Origin of the sequence: Bacillus cytotoxicus NVH 391-98, assembly GCF_000017425.1 — a bacterium.
GTDB classification, from domain to species: Bacteria; Bacillota; Bacilli; order Bacillales; family Bacillaceae_G; genus Bacillus_A; species Bacillus_A cytotoxicus.
The window spans coordinates 1,453,175-1,469,676 of record NC_009674.1 but is presented as its reverse complement, the minus strand read 5'-3'; the positions used below and the strand labels follow the sequence as shown (position 1 = coordinate 1,469,676).

The following is a 16,502-nucleotide window of genomic DNA, read 5'->3' as shown; positions in this document are numbered from 1 at the left end:
CTCATTCTTTCACAATATTCATGTTATTTCCGTCTTTCTAGAAATTAGAAAGTTTTTTCACATCCACATTATACCATTTCTAAATTGTCTGTCAAATAATAAACAGACAAAAATGTATAAAAAATATCGAAATAGAATAAATCATTTTTTTATTATTAAATGTTTTATTAAACTCAAAATATCTTTTTCTTATTTATACAGAGGAAACCTTACCCTGTAAATTATATAATACAACTCTTACAACTTCACCGAAAAAATTTTGCGGCTTTACGAAGTGAGAAGATGCTATTCCTTCATAAGATATATCATATTTTTACTTTTTCTCTTTCATTTCAAACATAAAAGTCTTATTTTATTACTCCATGTAATAAAACCTCCCAGCTTAATATTCAAGAAGAATATTGGACTGGGAGGTTACAATTAGGTGAATATATACTCTTTTTTCATAGAAGTGTTATTTTATAAAACAAGCTTATCAACTAAACCGATTAATTCTTGAATATCTGGTTTACTTACTTGTGCATTCGCTCCAACAGATTCACCTTTATGGTATAGTTCATTTGTAATAAGAGAAGAGAAGATAACGACTGGTAATTTGTTCATTACTTCATGATCTTTAATTACTTTTGTTAAATGATGTCCATCCATTTTTGGCATTTCAATATCTGTGATAAGCAAATGAATATGCTCAAACATTTTTTCTCCTTGTTCCTTCGCCAACTTTTCAATTTGCGCTAAAGCTTCTGCACCATTACTGAAGAAATTCATTTTTGTATATCCTGCTGCTGATAACGTTTCTTCTAAGATTTGACGAAGCATTGCTGAATCTTCCGCAATGTAGATAATTTTTTCTGCACGATCTGTTTTTTGTTCTAGTCCTGAAAGTTTATTTGCTTCATAGCTAGTATTACTAATCTCACAAACAATTTTTTCATAATCTAATAATAAAATAATTTTTCCATCCAATTTTACAATTCCAGATGTTGTTTCTTCAAGCCCCATTGATAAAGAAGATGGCTCATCAATTTGTTCCCAAGAAATACGCTGAATACGGTGCACTTCATCTACTCGGAAAATAACTTTCATTTGATTGAGTTCTGAAATAATAAACTTTGTTTGATCCAGTGGTTTTGTAGATTTTAAATTTAACGCTGTCGCAAGATTAATAACTGGTAAGATTTCACCACGTACTTGCACAACACCTTCAACCGCATGATGAGATTCTGGCACAGATGTGACAGGAAATGGATTAATAATTTCGCGCACTTTCATTACGTTAATACTAAATAAATTTTCGCCAACAGTATATGTAACGATTTCTAATTCATTTGTTCCGCTTTCTAATAAAATACTTTGCGCTTGTGACATATAGGTGTCGCTCCCCTTCCAATGTTCCTTATATTCATTTATTAAATTTAAAAATAAACAAAAGTCATCTATCTAACAAAAATGACAGATAGATGGCTCATGAACCTATTCTTGTATAAATGAAGCTAACGCCTCTAATAATACTTCTTGTGCCTCTACAATTTCCGATGGAAGTGATTCCCATTTTTTCGCAAGTTCTGTTTCCACTTTCATTCGTAAAGATGGTTCCATTGCTGCTAATACATATTCTTTTGTTGCAATATCTACATCAAGAAGAGAAAGTACATAGAGTTCAGGGTCATTTATCTTTTGGAATAGTTTCTTTAATATAGCAGGTGCAACATGTTTTAATTTTTCAATATGAATTTCTCTATTTGAAAATAATAATTCATATTGAATAAACGTTACATTCTCTTTTATTACTTTAAAATAACAGTTGTTCTTCTTATCATTAACAAAGTAACCGTTGGGATCAGCAATAATACTCTCAACCTTTCGAATTAAATCGGGTAAGCTATTTGCTGACATAATCGTACGTTGTTCCATTTCACTCGGTGAAATGAATGTAACTCGATATTTATTTTGTACCATATGATATGCTCCTTTCAGTCTCATTTAAGAAGCAGCTAGTAGTTCAATGTTATTGAACCAAAATGCCAATTGTTGTTCTGTAATACTTGACAGATTAATAAAAAATTCCCGGCACTTCATCACATCTGTAAAAGCTTGATATTTCCAATTGTTTTCACTATAAATACCTACAAAATAAAATTCATGAATTCTCCCAATAACAGCTTGTCTTTCTCCAAATGTATAAGGCGGAATTTTCTTTATTTCAAATTGATCCGGCAAATAGCGATGTTCTTCTTGTTCTATTTTTATAATTTGTTTTGCAAGTTCTGGCTTATCTTGAAAAAAAGGTAATTGTAAAATTCGTTCTTGTCTTGTCATAATCCGAAAAAACCCTTTCCATCTATCAGATAAACATGTAGCAACTATCGAAGTTACTACATGTTTCTACCCTGTATTATCGAATTAAATTTACAACTTCGTTTAATACGTCATCCGACACTTTAATTACCTTTGCATTTCCTTGGAATCCACGTTGATATAGCATTAAGTCAACAAATTCAACAGATAAGTCAACGTTAGAGCCTTCTTGTGCACCACCTATTATTTTTCCAGCACCATTTTGTTCAGCAACACCAATAAATGGATCACCTGCAGATGCTGTTGGAACATAGTTACCATTTCCTACTTTCATTAAACCATCTTGATTTTTGAATGTCGCTACTGCTAACTGAGAAACAGCCCGAGTACTATTATCTGAATAAGTTACCATTACATAACCATTATCAGAAATCTTATAATCCATTGCTACTGCTGCTGCCCTACCATTTACATCTTTATGATCCAATGTATCTTTCGTTGGCAAATTTGTCAGCTGGCTTAAATTTAACTTGAAAGTGTCCCCACCAAATGGAATATCTACTTGTCCTCCTTTTATAACCTCTTTTGTCACTGGATCACGTACAACAGCCTCATCAGTTCTTGTTAATTTACCAGTAATAGGATCAAATTCAAGAGTTTTCGTTAAAGTTGGTTTTTTCTCTCCAGGTGCTTTATCATCCGCAATTGGAGTAAATTCTTTTTCATTTTTTGAGTTATTACGTGTTAACACAGTATACTTGTACTTACCTGGAACTGGCTTTTCTACCTTTTCTGGTTTTATCGGATTACCTTTATCATCTTTTGGTAATATTGGTTTACCATCAGCACCTATCGGTAAGTCTGGATCTACGAGCTCCGTAACTTGTTCAATCTGTACACGCATAGTAATGTTATCCCCAGATTTATTAAACACTGGAAAATCATGTATAATCTTCTTGTTATCCCTAGAAAGGTTACCTATCAATGAACCTTTACTGGATACTTCTCCGTCAATTGCTGAACCTAATGGAATTGAAATTGGACCTGCTGGATGTGAAGTGTCTGGCTTCCCATCTTCGTCTAGCTTGTAGGCCAATACATACTGACCTTCTCCATTGACAATATAATTATTTTCAGATTTACCAAATGTTCCTTTACGTGTATATTGAACACCATTTCCTTGAGAATCACCTACAACAAAAAAGCCATTCCCTTCTATTGCAACTTGGCCATTTATACCTGTCATTGTAATGGAACCACCATTGTAATCCGTGGATGTTCCACTAAATTTCACACCATTACCGATACTTTTTGGATTTGTTCCAGCCTTTGTGTCATCACCTTTAGCACCTACTGTATTGTTATATAATAAATCATCAAACACAGCTTTTTGTTTTTTATATCCTACTGTTTGTGCATTAGCAATATTATTAGATGTAACACTTAATGCGTTTTGCATTGCACTCATGCCTGAAATACTTGTATATAATGATTTAATCATTTCCTTTACACTCCTTATGCTTTTTTATCTTATTTATGTAATTACTTAGTTTCTGTCTTTATATCTTCTTTTTGTTCTGGTTTCTCAATTGTCTCTATCTCTTTATCTGATACATTCGTCACATATTTCATCAATACAATTTTATCCCCTACGACAAGTTGAATTTCATTGTTCGCAGCTAATCGTACGGCATCTACCTTTCCAGATATTTGGTTTCCATCAGTAGATGGTCCTAATATATACTTACCTAGAAACTTCATCCCACCATCTAGCGCTGTTGTATTGACAGTATCTTTTAGAGCATTTACTGCTTTTGTCATATTTTGCACCTGCTCCATTAGAGACATTTGTGACATTTGATTCATCATTTGATCCATATCCATTGCATTAAATGGGTCTTGATATTGCAAACTTGTTAAAAAAAGCTTTAAAAAATCATCTTTTCCCATAACACCAGGTGTTTTTTGCTCATCTGCTTTTGTTGTGGTTCCTGCTTTCGTTTGAGCTTGTGTTTGAGTCGCTTGCATATGATTCATATTTGTTGCATTTAATCCAACACTCGGCACTTTTTATCCCTCCAATAAACCAGCAAAATCTTCTTCTGTACGTTTTGCTTTTTTCATTACAACTTTTCTTTGTTTCTGTGCTTGCTCACGCTCTTGTTGCTGGCGCTGTTGATCCCTATTTGCATAACTTAATTCAATATGAATCTCTTTCTCTTTCAATTTGAACTTTAATTCATCAAAAATCATTTCAACTCTTTTTTTCGCATCTTGTTTATCCATTTCAACATGGACTTGAATATGACTACCTTGTTTTTTCATATATACGGTTAATGTTCCAAGTTTTTCAGGATTTAATTGAAATAATACTCTTTCTTGCTTGACAATAAATTTCTGTAACGCCTCTACTTTCGCCTCCATTTTATTCCCTAAATCTGAAAGTGAAACTTTTGGCATTTTTAATTGCACGTCACCTTTTTTTACAACCGCATCATTTCCAGCAAGAATGGAATTTATATTCGATTCTCCAATTGATTTGTTCTTTATAGGATCTTCCTTACTTTCTAAATTCTCTTCTAACCCATCAAGAGCTTCCTTTTGAACCTTTTCTTTATCTTCTGTATTAGCAAATGCTTCTTTTAACATGTCGTTTTTTTCCATTTGTTGATTTTCAAAGTCTGCTTGATTCATTGGTGAGCCGAGAGCACTTACTTTCGTTATATCGCATGATTCTTTTTGAATAGATTCAAAAGAGCATAACATATTTTCTAATGAAGTTACTTTCTCTAGCATCATTTGAATTGTATCTTCTAAACATATAACATTTTTAATATTAAAGTCTTTTAAAAACGCCTGTAGTTGTTGAATCTCTTTTGCTGGTAACTCATCTATCTTTATATTTCCATGTTTTTTATATAACTCTTGTATTTTTTGTATGTATTGATATAACAATTCTGGTTGCATACGTAACTGTTCCATTGCCAGTGCTTGGTCAGAAATTTCCAATAGCAATTTTTCCATCTTTTGTTTCTCTTCTATTTTCTCCTTAAGTGTAAAGGGAGCTTCTATGTTATCATTTTCCATTCGGTAAATATCGGATACCGCAACCTGTGTTTGTGATACATTCTCCTCTTTTGTTTCCTTAAGTTTCTCTTCTGTTTTATTATCAGTTAGTGACTCTTCATTCATTTTAGTTAAAAATGAAACATCTTCATCTTTCAACTTCAATCCTACCTGTTTTTCATTTTGCAGAGGCGAGCGAAGCTGCACTGGAAGTACAGGATTAATCATAAAATTCACCTCATCCATTCATGCACATTTTTAAATCAAGAAGCATTTTTTCTTCTAATTTCTCCTGCTCTTTTGTGAGTTTTTTACAATCTTCTTGATACATTTCATCAATTACACGTTCTTTTTCTTTTATTTGTTCTAAAAAAACTTCATTTTTCTTAATAAATCCAGCTATTTTTTGTATTTTCCGATTCCATTCTTCTATTCTTTCAGGCGAAAACGTATGAGAAGAAAGCATACCAACCATAATTCGTTTTCCATTTTTCGCTATTTTACTACGCGACTGAAAAACATGTAAATCATATTCTTTTTGTTGCTCTAGTTTCTTTTTTTCAGAAGTCAATTTGTATACTTCTTTTAAAACCTGTTCTTTTTCTTGATTGATTTGCAATTTTATCGTATCATACTGCTGTTTATTCACCTATTTCTATAACCCCTTTCTATTATAACGCTCTCTTTTTCTATTATATAGTTTTTTTCAAAAAAAATCTGTGAAATATTAAAAACAAAAATAAGACCTCATACGCGAGGCCCTTATACAATATGATGCATCGCTTGAACAATATCCTCAAAGTGATAACAATCTGTCCGGCCTTGCTTTAAAAATGTATTTATACCATCTATTTTATTCTTGCACTCAAAAATATAAGCATTCTCTTCGTTTTCTTGAATTGTTCCTAATTTAAAATACAATTCATTTTCTTTATAAATAGATAGCGTTTTTCTTATTTCATTTGCAAGCTTCCAATGATCCGGCGTTACGATTTCCTCCATAATACGGCTCACTGAATCTAACACAGAAATAGCTGGGTAGTGATTAAGCGTTGCCAGTTCACGCGTTAATACAATATGACCATCTAAAATCCCACGAGCTAAATCTGGTACCGGACCATTTAAATCATCACCATCAACAAGAACAGTATATATACCTGTTATAGACCCTTTTTTTGTTTTTCCAGAACGTTCAAGTAGTTTTTTCATATAACTTTCCATAAGGAGTGTTTTTCCACCAATCGGCAACTCTTTGACTGCAATATCGACACTTCGTCTTGCATCAGCAAAGCGCGTAACAGAATCCATCATAAGCAAAACATTATTCCCTTGGTCGCGGAAATATTCAGCAATTGATGTTGCTAGCTTCGCTGCACGAAGTTGCATCAGATGACTTTCATCAGAAGTCGCCACAACAACAACACTTTTTTTCATCCCTTCTTCTCCAAGTTCTTTACGAATAAAATCTTTCACTTCGCGACCACGTTCCCCTACTAAGCTAATCACATTAATATCAGCCTTCGCATTTTTCGCAATCATTCCAAGTAATGTTGATTTACCAACACCTGATCCCGCGAAAATACCAATTTTTTGACCAACTCCAATTGTTAACATTGCATCAATAGATTTAATTCCTGTTTCAAATACTTCGGTAATTTCTTCCCTTTCAAACGCATGGATAGGAGGTGCATCTAGTTTTACTTTTTGAAGCGGGATATTCTCACTCGGTTCATTTAAAATCTCACCATTCGCACTTAACACTTTCCCAAGTAAATGCTCTCCCCTAGGCACTGCAACGTCTTCCGCAATTAATGTAACAGAATCCCCATAGCATACTTTCTCGGTCTGTTCAAATGGAAGCAACATATTATTTTCTTTTTCAATTGCAATCACTTCACATAAAACGTGATGTTCCCCAACAAGGCAAACATCACCAATTTTAGCTTTTGGACCTTTCGAAATAAAGAACTGTTCCTGCACACTATGCACTTTTCCTGTTTTTATATAAAACGACGTTTCGATAAATGTATTCCACTTCTGATGTTGATTCATTAACATACTGTTCATACATTTGTCTCCTCAAATACCTTTTGTTCTTCCCACTTTTGACGAAGTTTTTCAAATATAGGCTTGAACTTAAATTCGAAAAACTCTTTTTCTTCCTCAATGACAAATTCACCAAATTGTAAGGAAAAATCATATTTCCATTCTACAAGCTCTAGAAGCCAATACTCTTTCGAATGTTCTTTTTCTTCTTCGATGCGCTCAACAGTTTCTGGATGAACCGTTATAATTAGTTTTTCAAACGAAGTTGGAAGTGTTTGAACAATTCCTTTTAAAATTGGAAGAATATCCAATTCTCTTGTATCTATCGCTTGATTCACAATTTTTTCAGCAAGCTGCAATGATTGATCCCATAGCAATTCTGCCCATTCATAGGCCGTTTCTTGCTGTTTCTCTTGAAATTGAGCACGCTCCATCTCCATTTGTTGCATGTGTTCCTCAACCTGTTTGTGGAATTGTTCTTTTTCCTTCAAAAATTGTTGTCTTTCTTCTTGAAATATTTGCTGCTCTTTTCTTAATTTGTGCATTTCAGTATGCAGCATCTCTTGCTGAGCAAGCAATGCTGCATGATCTATTTCTATTTCTATTTCTTCGTGTTCTGAATGAATTGGCTTTGGAAATTGTAATTCATACGTTTCCTCAGAAAAAGAAACAGAATTCTTAGGAATTCTGTTTTTAAATAAGGACATCATCTTCACCTCTTTGAATGACAATTCTTCCTTCTTTCTCTAGCTTTTTAACAGTACCTGTAATGGTTTGCTGCGCTTTTTCTGCTTCAGTCATCTTAAGTGGTCCTAAACCATCTAATTCTTCAAGTATCATGTCTCTACGGTTAGAAGACATACATGTAAATAACTTTTCCTTAATTTCTTCTTTAGCAATTTTTAGCGCCTTCGCAATGACACCATTATCAGTAATTTCTTCTAGGACGCGACGGAGCGCAAGATCATCGAGACCGAGCAAGTCTTCAAAGACAAACATGTTTTCTTTAATTTTCTCAGATAGCTCATAATCCATTTCGTCCAGCTTTTGAAAGACTGTTTTTTCCACACCGCGCGAAACATTGTTTAAAATGTTAACAATTGTTTTAAGTCCATCTGTTTTGTTAATAGCACTAAATGCCATATTATTTAATTTTGATTTTAATAGTTCACCAATTTTGCCGATTAACTCACTATCCACTTGCTCAAGTTTCGCAATACCCATTACTGTCTCCACACGCTTATGGTCTGGCAATCTTTCGATTAATTGTGAAGCAAGCTGCGGTTTAATATACGATGCAATAATAGCAATTGTTTGCGGCGATTCGTCATTTAGAACCGTTAGTAATGGCTCTAAATCTGTAAGTGAATTTAAAAACTCGAATGGATTGTCCTTGTTATACCAGAGATCTTCTAATAACTTTTCTAATTCTTCTTCCGGCATATTTTTAAATATGCGGCGAATATATTCTTTATCTGGCGTAACTAAGTTCAATTCTTTCACATTTAATTCATATAAAAATTGTCCTAATACATTTTCTAATGTTTCAGGTTTATACACATGAAATTTAGCGATTTCACGCAGTAATATTTCTTTTTCCTCTGCTGTCATATATTCAATGACTTTCGCTGCTACTTTTTCATCCAATGTCCGAATAAGAATCGCAGCTTTTTCTTTGGAGGAGATTTCATCTAGCATCATTTTTCCTCCCTTACTGTCCATTTAACCATTTTTTAATAACTTTTGCAGTGCCCTCTACATGCTCTTTTGCAGCATCTTGCACTTGTTCATCTAACGTTGGTTCTGTTGGTTCTGCCTGTTCTGTTGGTTCTAGTTTTTCTTCAGGAATTTCCATAATTGTTTCATCAGTAGCTGCTACTTCTTCCTCTGCCAATGATTCATATTCCTCTATTTCTTCTTGTTTTCTCTTACGTCTTGCTAATAAATACCAAACCAAACCACCTAATGCAAGAAGTCCTCCCGCAATTCCTCCGATTAACCACCAGTTGAAGCCATTCGGTTCTGGTTCTTTCGTTTTCTCTTCTTTTTGTTGATCAAATTGAACAGTAACAACATTCACTTGGCCATTTGTAAATTCTCCATTTGGATCAATTTGTAAACCAGCTGCTGTTCCAATTGCTTCCTTAAATGTCGTCATATCAATTCTTCGTTTTGTTAATGTATCGTTATCTACCCAAACAACAACATTTGTTTTTGTTAATTCTGGATGTTTTTTAATCGTCTCAACTGTCTTATCAATTTCATAGTTTTCAATTTTATTACCATTATTATTGTCGTAAACAACTTTACCATTTTGATTATTATTCGTACCATAATTTGGAACTTCGCCATTTGCCGTAATACCTGCGCCTTGTTTTGCGTCAGCGCCTTCTTGCGCAGTTGAACGTTCCTGTTGGTCTTGTCTACTACGAAGAACGCCCTTATCACCATATTTCTCGGATTGACGTGTCACTTCATCATAATTAACACTAACTTTTGTATTAACCTTAAACTCATTCGCTTTAAACATTGTCATTAATGTCGCATCAATATCTTGTTTCAGCTTGTTTTCAATTTGCTGTTGCATTTCTACTTCTTTTTCATAAGAAGACGAACTTGCATGTGTTGATGCATCCGCACCTTTTGAAACAATACCTTTTTTACTATCAATAACGCTAACTTCCTCTGGCTTTACTCCAGAAACTGCTGCGCTAATCATTTGCTGAATACCTGCAACTTGATCTTCAGTTAATAGCTGACCACGTTTTACCCCAACTGTAATCGCAGCCGTTCCTTTCGCCTTTTCTTCGTCAAAAATCGTTTCTTTTTCAGGTAACGTAATTTGAACATTAGCACTTTCAATTGTTGCAAAGTTTCTTACAATATCTTGTTCAAGTTGTTTCTTCGTACCGACAAGCTGTTTCATCTTCTTGTCTTGTTCACTAGATCCAAGAGAACTTTCTAATAAAATCTCTTCACCGCTTTTTGAATTAAACGGCAATCCCATTCCATTCATTTCTTTTCGAATCCAAGGAGCATCTTTTGTTGGAACTTTAATAGCTCCATCATTAACTAACTGATAATCTACACCTAGCTTTGATAATTCTGCTGTAATTTCTTGCTTATCTGCATCATTTAAATTTTGATAGACAACAACATATTTATCTGGCAAGGTGAAATATAAAAGCGCTCCTGTTCCAATCGCTAAAATCGCAGCACCAATAACCATCTTATGCCATGTTTTTAGCGATTGGAAAACATTTTTTATCTTTTCCATTTAAACACACCCGTCCATTTTCCTAAATTTGCATATTAAGTAACTGCTTGTAGTTTTCAATCAGATTGTCACGTATAACAGCAGCTGTTTTCATTTGTGATTCTGCCTTTTTTTGCTGAATAAGGACATCATGCGTCTCTCCTACACCTTTCGTAAGCAAATCATATACTGCTGTTTGAGCGTTATTTTGTGTTTGATTCATATCTTCCAATAATTCGATAAATCTCTTGCCCTCAATCACGGACGATTGCGAATTCTTAGGTGTACCAATTGATTGAATAGATCCAAATGGCTGTGTATTTAACATTGGTTCAATTTTCATATTCTCCCTCTTTCCTATTATCCTCTGCCGATTTCTAAATCTTTATCGAGCATTTTTTTATTTGCATTTAATACACTTGTATTGGCTTCATACATTTTTTGTGCAACCATAACATTTGTCATTTCAGCTGTCATATCAATATTTGGATAACGAACATACCCTTCTGCATTTGCATGTGGATGTGACGGGTTATAAACCAAATTTTCATTTGGATCTGATTCAATTCGTGTAATTTTCACTCCATCATTTGGAGCTTCCTTGAGCATACTTGCAAAATTACGGTTTGATTCTAATACAACACTGCGACGACGATAAGGTTCCCCATCTGGTGCACTTGTTGTATTTGCATTGACAATATTATCAGAACTTACTTCCATCCACTTTCGTGCGGCAGTTAGTCCTGATCCACTTGCATTAATTGCCTGAAACATAGCTGTCTCTCCTTTTTTCTTAACGTCCTCTTGCTGCCTGATTAATTGTGTACTGTGTATTAATCGCATTGATTGAAATACCGTATAATTGATTTGTCTTTAGCAAATCTAGCATTTCTGTTGTTACATCAACACTATTTCCATCTTTATTTACTTGCATCGATTTCTCTTGAATCTTTGCATATGTATTTTTTACATTTGCTGTTGGCAAATGCAATTTATTTGTTTGATATAAACTTGAATTCGTCTTTAAATCAGATGCATTTTTTTTATACAATTCATTACTCATTTGCATTTGTTCAGAAAATGTAACATCCTGTGCTTTATAACCTGGTGTATTCGCATTAGAAATATTATTAGAAATCGTATTTCTTTTTGTTACCAAATAGTTCATATAATGACCTACGTCACTAACTAAATCCGGCATATTCCACACCCTTTCTATCATTCTGAGCCAACCGTATTCATCCACTGATGGAAGTTTCACTTCATTCTTCACTCTCTTATATGTATTCGTTTATTACAATAATACCTTACTATGCATCCTTCAATATTTTATGCCATTTTTCCAATATTGTCTTTAGAAAAATAAAAAAATGTAAAAAATAATACAAAAAACAAGATAAAAATTCCTTTTATACTAGTTCGTCGAATAAATTTCCTTTTCTGTTTATTTTAATAAAATGAAACCTCTATCAGCGGAATTCATCATTCACTAATGAACATATTACTCACATAAAGATTTCTCTTACATGTTATGTGAGTAATATGTTTTCATTGCAAATATTAACCATGCACTTATCAATATTTCCCATAAAAAGCATTTGCTTTCATACGTCCATCATTTGACATAATCATTTCTTCTAATATTTTTTGTTTATCTCGAATATGTTGTGCAGCCTTAATAATATAAGGACTCACTTGTTCTGCTACTTGAGCACGCATTTCCTCATCTAACGTCATCATCCAGCGATTTAGCATTTCACTTTTTTCAGAGAATTCTTCCTCCGTTACATTTAGTTCCCCTATCTCATTAAAACAGCTAACAAAAGCTTGATAAATATCATTGTGCATTTTCCAACGCCCCACGATATCCATCTATTAAATCTTGTAATACTTTTACAATTGCATCAATATCTTTCGCCTCACGTGTTATTTTCATCATTTGAATTTGAGAGCTAATCCAATCATATAAACCGTAAAGGCTGTCATATAAATCTTTTGTAATTTCCGGATTCAACTGTAATTTTAGCTCTTCAAAAATACGTTCTAATTTTTCAAGGAGTATTTCTCCCTCTTGAATTTGAAAATCACTGAGCAATTGCTCTAATTTTTGAAACTCAACAATACATCTTTCATAAATGAAGATTGTATTTTTAATTGGATTACTTGTCATAATATCATTTTGCATATATCGTTGCCACGCTTGCATACTAACACTTCCTCAATTTTCATTAATCATCACTTTTTTGCTTTGTCATAGCTTTCATAGTTTTTAACTGCATATCAAGTAAAGCCAGTGTAGATTCTAACTTAGCATACTTATCAATAATAGATATTTGTTTCGTTTTATTAATTGTATCAATGTCACTAATTTTTTGATTTAATTTGCTTACTTGCTCATCAATACTTTTAGATCGCTTTCCAATAAAACCTTCATCACCAAATATCTTATCAAGGTTTTTCTCCATATTATGTCCTAAACCATTTAAACCAAAGAAAAATTGTTTTGTTGTTTCTGGATTTTCTTTAAATGCAGTTGCCAACTTCGCTTCATCTAATTTCATAATTCCTGTTTTATCAACTTCGATACCAAAAGAGAACAGAAATGTTTTATCTTGAGAATATGAAAAAAGATTTGTCATAGCATTTTGAATCGAAAATGCCACACTACTTCCTTGCAAAGCACCATTTTTACCTGCAAACAAATCTAAACTTGAAACAGCTTTATTATATTCATCTTTCATTTTTTTGATTAAATTAATAGAATCCTTTATATCAGAATCTTGAATTGTCAAAGTAATTGGTTCCGTTGTTTCTTTTTCTAAATTAATAGTCACACCGGGAAGAGTGCTAATTTTATTAGATTTACTAGTTCCAGCAATTCCATTTATTGTGTATTCCGCATCTGATGGTTTTGTAATCTCATTTGCGATTGCACCGGTACTATCTATTAATCCGATACTCTTTAAAAAGCCATTACTTCCATCAGTTAATTTTATTTCGCCATCTTTACCCTCTGTAGTTGATGTAAAAAATAAATGTCCCCCTAGAGAATATACAGACACACCATAGTTTCCATTATTAATTTTGTTAACTACATCTTTATACGTCATATCCTTTGTAACTGTAACATCTTTACTACCAATTTTAAATGTATCGTCTTTTCCAATTTTATCATCCAACTGAATTGTCCCTGTTGTATTTGTTGAATTCGCTGGAGCCGTAGTAATTTGATGTCTTTGTGCAACCTTTTCAACTGTAATCGTATATGTACCTGCAATTGCTGAAGCATCCGCTTGGGCCGTAAGAAATCCATCTTTAGAGGCTGCTGTTTTCTTTTCATTCCCTTTAAATGCAGATAAATCTTTAAAAATTTGATAAAAATTCCCAAATTCTTTTTTTACACTTGCATAAATAAGTTTCTCATTAGTGAGTGTTTGTTTCTGATTTGCATAAGGCGTTTTTTTCATTTCTAAAGCTTGCAGTTCTAAATTTACTAAATTAGAGGTATCAATTATGTTATTCCCTAAATTCCAAATCTGCTGTCTACCACCTACATTGGTGATTGTTCCTCCCATTTATATCCACTCCTTCTTATCATTACATGTAATCCAAAATACTAATTTTACTCATCGTACTTACTGATTTTAATGTCGCTTCATACGTTGCATTAATATAAGCTAAATCAGAAATTGCTACAGCTAAATCTACATCCTCGATTTCTTTTCGATTTTCTTGGAGCGCTAAGTTTTGTTCATTTAAAATTGTATTGAATGTATCCAACGTATTCATTACTGCACCTAATTCTGTTGTTTGATTCAACACCTTATCTAAATTTTGCTTATTTTCTTCTAGTAATGGCTCCAAGGATTTTTTATCACCATTTTGTAATGCATCTCCCATTTTCTTTAATGTTTGAATAGCTGAAGATAACAAGTTATCCCCTTTACGAAAAACTGTCACTTCATAGCCATCATTTAATTCCCATGTAACATTTTTATTTCCACCTTGATATGTACCATCTTCTGTAAAAGGTTGTTTTTCTACACTTTCCCCGCCAAAAAGATAGCGTCCTTGTTCTTTTGTATTAGCCAAATATACCACTTGCTTTAACAATTGATTAACTTCTGTACCTATCGCTTTCATTTCCTTTGGACCGTTCGTCCCATTTACAGCTTGTAGAACCAATTGATCGACTCTTGTTAAAGATTTCGTAATACCTTGTAACGCCGCTTCAGTTTGAGACAAAACATTTTTTGAATCTTTTAAATCTTTTTGCATCTGTTCAATATTTGCTAATGAATGTTCGATTGCAAATGATTTCCCCGCAGCAAGCGGATCGTCACTCATATGTAAATTTTTCTTACCTGAAGTGACTTGGTTACGATGATATTGTTGCTGAACACTTAAACCCATCAGTTGGTTTTTAGCCCAATTTGCATTTTGGAATGTAGATACTCTCATAAAATCCCCTTCTTTATTGTTTAATTTTTATAAATTAATTAAATTTACCCTTATCGAATGATAGAAAATAAGCTATCAAATACTTCATTCATTGTTGAAATTGCCTTCGAATTGGCAACGAAATATTTCTGAAAGGCCATTAAGTTAACCATTTCTTCTTCCATATTAACGCCTTCCATACTCATTTTCTCTTGTTCAGTATCTGTGAATAAGTTTGTATGAATATCCTTATAGGCACTTGCTGCACTTTTATCTGATGCAATTCCAACAAGAAATTTATCTAATGCTTGTTTATAAGAAAGTCCATCTGTATATTCTTTATCTGAAATTCCTGCCAATTCTTTTGCTGTTTCAGTAGAAATTTTCATTTTTGAAACGTCATTTGCAAGTTCTGAATTTAAACGAATATTTTTGGAAATATCTCCAACAAAGAAATCTTTTTTCATAACTCCATTTACTTGATCTTTGATAGCAGACATTAATTCATTTAAAGAATCTTTATAGCCTTTAACATGCTTGTCCTTATTTCCAGTAATCTTTACTTTCATATCAATTGCAGATGAGATTTTCCCACTCTTTAATGGAATATCTGTTCCGGAAATTTGTACTGAAATCGGTTCTTTCTCCTTTTGTAATTGAAGTGGATACGTATCTTGTCCACTTACTGCTAATACACCAGAGATTCTAACACTCGCAATATTAGGATTTCCAGATTCGTAAGATACTTCTATATTAGCATATTGAGACATTTCTGTAATAATCCGATCTCGCTCGTCTAAGAGCTGATTCGGCACTTTCAAACCAGCCTCTCTAATATTTTCATTTGCTTTTGCTAAGCTTTCAGCAAGACGATTAAACTCGTCTACATGCCCTTGAATATCTGCTGATACTTGCATTTCCGCTTCTTCTAAATCTCTTCCAATGCGGTTTAACTGATTTGTAAATTTACCTGTTGCAGCAATAAGCGTATCATAATAATTTGCTTGTTCTGGATTTTTAGCTACTTCACGAAATGCATTAAAAAAACCATCCATCAAGCTAGACAATGAATTCGGCCCAGTTGTCCCTATAATAGATTCTATTCGTGATAAAGCATCGTCCATATACCCGTAGTAAGACAGCTGAGATAATTGCTCATTATATTGTTTTGTTTTAATTTCATCTGTAATACGATCTACACCCATTACCTGAACTCCATAACCAATTCGTTGTTCTGGTGTATTTCCATTATTCGCTCCCACAGATCCGTAGTTTACCGCTTGACGCACATATCCCGGTGTATGAATATTAGTAAGATTTTGTTGTGTTGTTTTCAACCCAACTTGTGCCGCTAACATGCCTGATAGCGGTGTATTATAATCAGATAATCTCATAA

Annotated in this window: 19 protein-coding genes; all 19 read right to left on the bottom strand. The window is 33.3% G+C overall.

Going from position 1 to position 16,502, the window contains the following annotated elements:
- Positions 1-459: 459 nt before the first annotated feature.
- Positions 460-1,368 (bottom strand): chemotaxis protein, encoded by a 909-nt coding sequence (locus BCER98_RS07250; protein WP_012093861.1) that lies wholly within the window; start codon positions 1,366-1,368, stop codon positions 460-462.
- A 105-nt stretch (positions 1,369-1,473) separates the two neighbouring features.
- A complete protein-coding gene (locus tag BCER98_RS07245; RefSeq protein ID WP_012093860.1) occupies positions 1,474-1,959 on the bottom strand; it encodes a hypothetical protein in 486 nt (161 codons plus the stop codon).
- A 24-nt stretch (positions 1,960-1,983) separates the two neighbouring features.
- Positions 1,984-2,319 carry a DUF3964 family protein gene (locus BCER98_RS07240; protein ID WP_012093859.1) on the bottom strand — a complete coding sequence of 112 codons (336 nt, stop codon included), beginning with the start codon at positions 2,317-2,319 and terminating at the stop codon, positions 1,984-1,986.
- 76 nt (positions 2,320-2,395) lie between these two features.
- A complete protein-coding gene (gene flgE / locus BCER98_RS07235; RefSeq protein ID WP_012093858.1) occupies positions 2,396-3,799 on the bottom strand; it encodes a flagellar hook protein FlgE in 1,404 nt (467 codons plus the stop codon).
- Positions 3,800-3,840: 41 nt separating this feature from the next.
- Positions 3,841-4,365 carry a flagellar hook assembly protein FlgD gene (locus BCER98_RS07230; protein ID WP_012093857.1) on the bottom strand — a complete coding sequence of 175 codons (525 nt, stop codon included), beginning with the start codon at positions 4,363-4,365 and terminating at the stop codon, positions 3,841-3,843.
- Between the two features lie 3 nt (positions 4,366-4,368).
- The gene (fliK, locus tag BCER98_RS07225; protein ID WP_012093856.1) at positions 4,369-5,592 is read right to left on the bottom strand and encodes a flagellar hook-length control protein FliK; all 1,224 of its coding nucleotides are present in this window, start codon (positions 5,590-5,592) and stop codon (positions 4,369-4,371) included.
- A gap of 10 nt (positions 5,593-5,602) precedes the next feature.
- Positions 5,603-6,013 carry a hypothetical protein gene (locus BCER98_RS07220; protein WP_012093855.1) on the bottom strand — a complete coding sequence of 137 codons (411 nt, stop codon included), beginning with the start codon at positions 6,011-6,013 and terminating at the stop codon, positions 5,603-5,605.
- A gap of 113 nt (positions 6,014-6,126) precedes the next feature.
- On the bottom strand, positions 6,127-7,431 hold the full coding sequence (locus tag BCER98_RS07215; protein ID WP_012093854.1) for a flagellar protein export ATPase FliI: 1,305 nt from the start codon (positions 7,429-7,431) through the stop codon (positions 6,127-6,129).
- Complete coding sequence (locus BCER98_RS07210) at positions 7,428-8,117, bottom strand: FliH/SctL family protein (RefSeq protein ID WP_012093853.1); 690 nt, start codon at positions 8,115-8,117, stop codon at positions 7,428-7,430. Before BCER98_RS07210 ends, BCER98_RS07215 begins: the two co-directional genes overlap by 4 nt.
- The gene (gene fliG, locus BCER98_RS07205; protein ID WP_041809616.1) at positions 8,104-9,108 is read right to left on the bottom strand and encodes a flagellar motor switch protein FliG; all 1,005 of its coding nucleotides are present in this window, start codon (positions 9,106-9,108) and stop codon (positions 8,104-8,106) included. The genes BCER98_RS07210 and fliG overlap by 14 nt, the downstream gene beginning before the upstream one ends.
- Before the next feature lie 13 nt (positions 9,109-9,121).
- Entirely contained in the window at positions 9,122-10,687 is a 1,566-nt protein-coding gene (gene fliF / locus BCER98_RS07200) for a flagellar basal-body MS-ring/collar protein FliF (RefSeq protein WP_012093851.1), read from the bottom strand.
- A gap of 22 nt (positions 10,688-10,709) precedes the next feature.
- Positions 10,710-11,009: a flagellar hook-basal body complex protein FliE gene (gene fliE, locus BCER98_RS07195; RefSeq protein WP_012093850.1), complete on the bottom strand. Its 300-nt coding sequence runs from the start codon at positions 11,007-11,009 to the stop codon at positions 10,710-10,712.
- Between the two features lie 17 nt (positions 11,010-11,026).
- Positions 11,027-11,440 (bottom strand): flagellar basal body rod protein FlgC, encoded by a 414-nt coding sequence (flgC, locus tag BCER98_RS07190; RefSeq protein WP_012093849.1) that lies wholly within the window; start codon positions 11,438-11,440, stop codon positions 11,027-11,029.
- Between the two features lie 19 nt (positions 11,441-11,459).
- Positions 11,460-11,888: a flagellar basal body rod protein FlgB gene (gene flgB / locus BCER98_RS07185; RefSeq protein WP_049759297.1), complete on the bottom strand. Its 429-nt coding sequence runs from the start codon at positions 11,886-11,888 to the stop codon at positions 11,460-11,462.
- A gap of 353 nt (positions 11,889-12,241) precedes the next feature.
- A complete protein-coding gene (locus tag BCER98_RS07180; protein WP_012093847.1) occupies positions 12,242-12,514 on the bottom strand; it encodes a hypothetical protein in 273 nt (90 codons plus the stop codon).
- Complete coding sequence (locus BCER98_RS07175) at positions 12,504-12,872, bottom strand: flagellar export chaperone FliS (RefSeq protein ID WP_012093846.1); 369 nt, start codon at positions 12,870-12,872, stop codon at positions 12,504-12,506. Before BCER98_RS07175 ends, BCER98_RS07180 begins: the two co-directional genes overlap by 11 nt.
- A 22-nt stretch (positions 12,873-12,894) precedes the next feature.
- Positions 12,895-14,241 (bottom strand): flagellar hook-associated protein 2, encoded by a 1,347-nt coding sequence (locus BCER98_RS07170; RefSeq protein ID WP_012093845.1) that lies wholly within the window; start codon positions 14,239-14,241, stop codon positions 12,895-12,897.
- Between the two features lie 22 nt (positions 14,242-14,263).
- Positions 14,264-15,127, bottom strand: a complete 864-nt coding sequence (locus BCER98_RS07165) for a flagellar hook-associated protein 3 (protein WP_012093844.1) — start codon at positions 15,125-15,127, stop codon at positions 14,264-14,266.
- 50 nt (positions 15,128-15,177) lie between these two features.
- Complete coding sequence (flgK, locus tag BCER98_RS07160; RefSeq protein WP_012093843.1) at positions 15,178-16,500, bottom strand: flagellar hook-associated protein FlgK; 1,323 nt, start codon at positions 16,498-16,500, stop codon at positions 15,178-15,180.
- Positions 16,501-16,502: the final 2 nt, after the last annotated feature.

Excerpts from the sequence above, each read along its gene's own strand:
- fliF (WP_012093851.1), bottom strand. The coding sequence starts at position 10,687 with ATGGAAAAGATAAAAAATGTTTTCCAATCGCTAAAAACATGGCATAAG.
- BCER98_RS07215 (WP_012093854.1), bottom strand. The coding sequence starts at position 7,431 with ATGAACAGTATGTTAATGAATCAACATCAGAAGTGGAATACATTTATC.
- BCER98_RS07250 (WP_012093861.1), bottom strand. The coding sequence starts at position 1,368 with ATGTCACAAGCGCAAAGTATTTTATTAGAAAGCGGAACAAATGAATTA.
- fliK (WP_012093856.1), bottom strand. The coding sequence starts at position 5,592 with ATGATTAATCCTGTACTTCCAGTGCAGCTTCGCTCGCCTCTGCAAAAT.
- BCER98_RS07175 (WP_012093846.1), bottom strand. The coding sequence starts at position 12,872 with ATGCAAGCGTGGCAACGATATATGCAAAATGATATTATGACAAGTAAT.
- fliE (WP_012093850.1), bottom strand. The coding sequence starts at position 11,009 with ATGAAAATTGAACCAATGTTAAATACACAGCCATTTGGATCTATTCAA.
- BCER98_RS07210 (WP_012093853.1), bottom strand. The coding sequence starts at position 8,117 with ATGTCCTTATTTAAAAACAGAATTCCTAAGAATTCTGTTTCTTTTTCT.
- BCER98_RS07240 (WP_012093859.1), bottom strand. The coding sequence starts at position 2,319 with ATGACAAGACAAGAACGAATTTTACAATTACCTTTTTTTCAAGATAAG.
- fliG (WP_041809616.1), bottom strand. The coding sequence starts at position 9,108 with ATGCTAGATGAAATCTCCTCCAAAGAAAAAGCTGCGATTCTTATTCGG.
- BCER98_RS07245 (WP_012093860.1), bottom strand. The coding sequence starts at position 1,959 with ATGGTACAAAATAAATATCGAGTTACATTCATTTCACCGAGTGAAATG.
- BCER98_RS07170 (WP_012093845.1), bottom strand. The coding sequence starts at position 14,241 with ATGGGAGGAACAATCACCAATGTAGGTGGTAGACAGCAGATTTGGAAT.
- flgC (WP_012093849.1), bottom strand. The coding sequence starts at position 11,440 with ATGTTTCAGGCAATTAATGCAAGTGGATCAGGACTAACTGCCGCACGA.
- flgE (WP_012093858.1), bottom strand. The coding sequence starts at position 3,799 with ATGATTAAATCATTATATACAAGTATTTCAGGCATGAGTGCAATGCAA.
- BCER98_RS07180 (WP_012093847.1), bottom strand. The coding sequence starts at position 12,514 with ATGCACAATGATATTTATCAAGCTTTTGTTAGCTGTTTTAATGAGATA.
- BCER98_RS07165 (WP_012093844.1), bottom strand. The coding sequence starts at position 15,127 with ATGAGAGTATCTACATTCCAAAATGCAAATTGGGCTAAAAACCAACTG.
- flgK (WP_012093843.1), bottom strand. The coding sequence starts at position 16,500 with ATGAGATTATCTGATTATAATACACCGCTATCAGGCATGTTAGCGGCA.
- flgB (WP_049759297.1), bottom strand. The coding sequence starts at position 11,888 with ATGATAGAAAGGGTGTGGAATATGCCGGATTTAGTTAGTGACGTAGGT.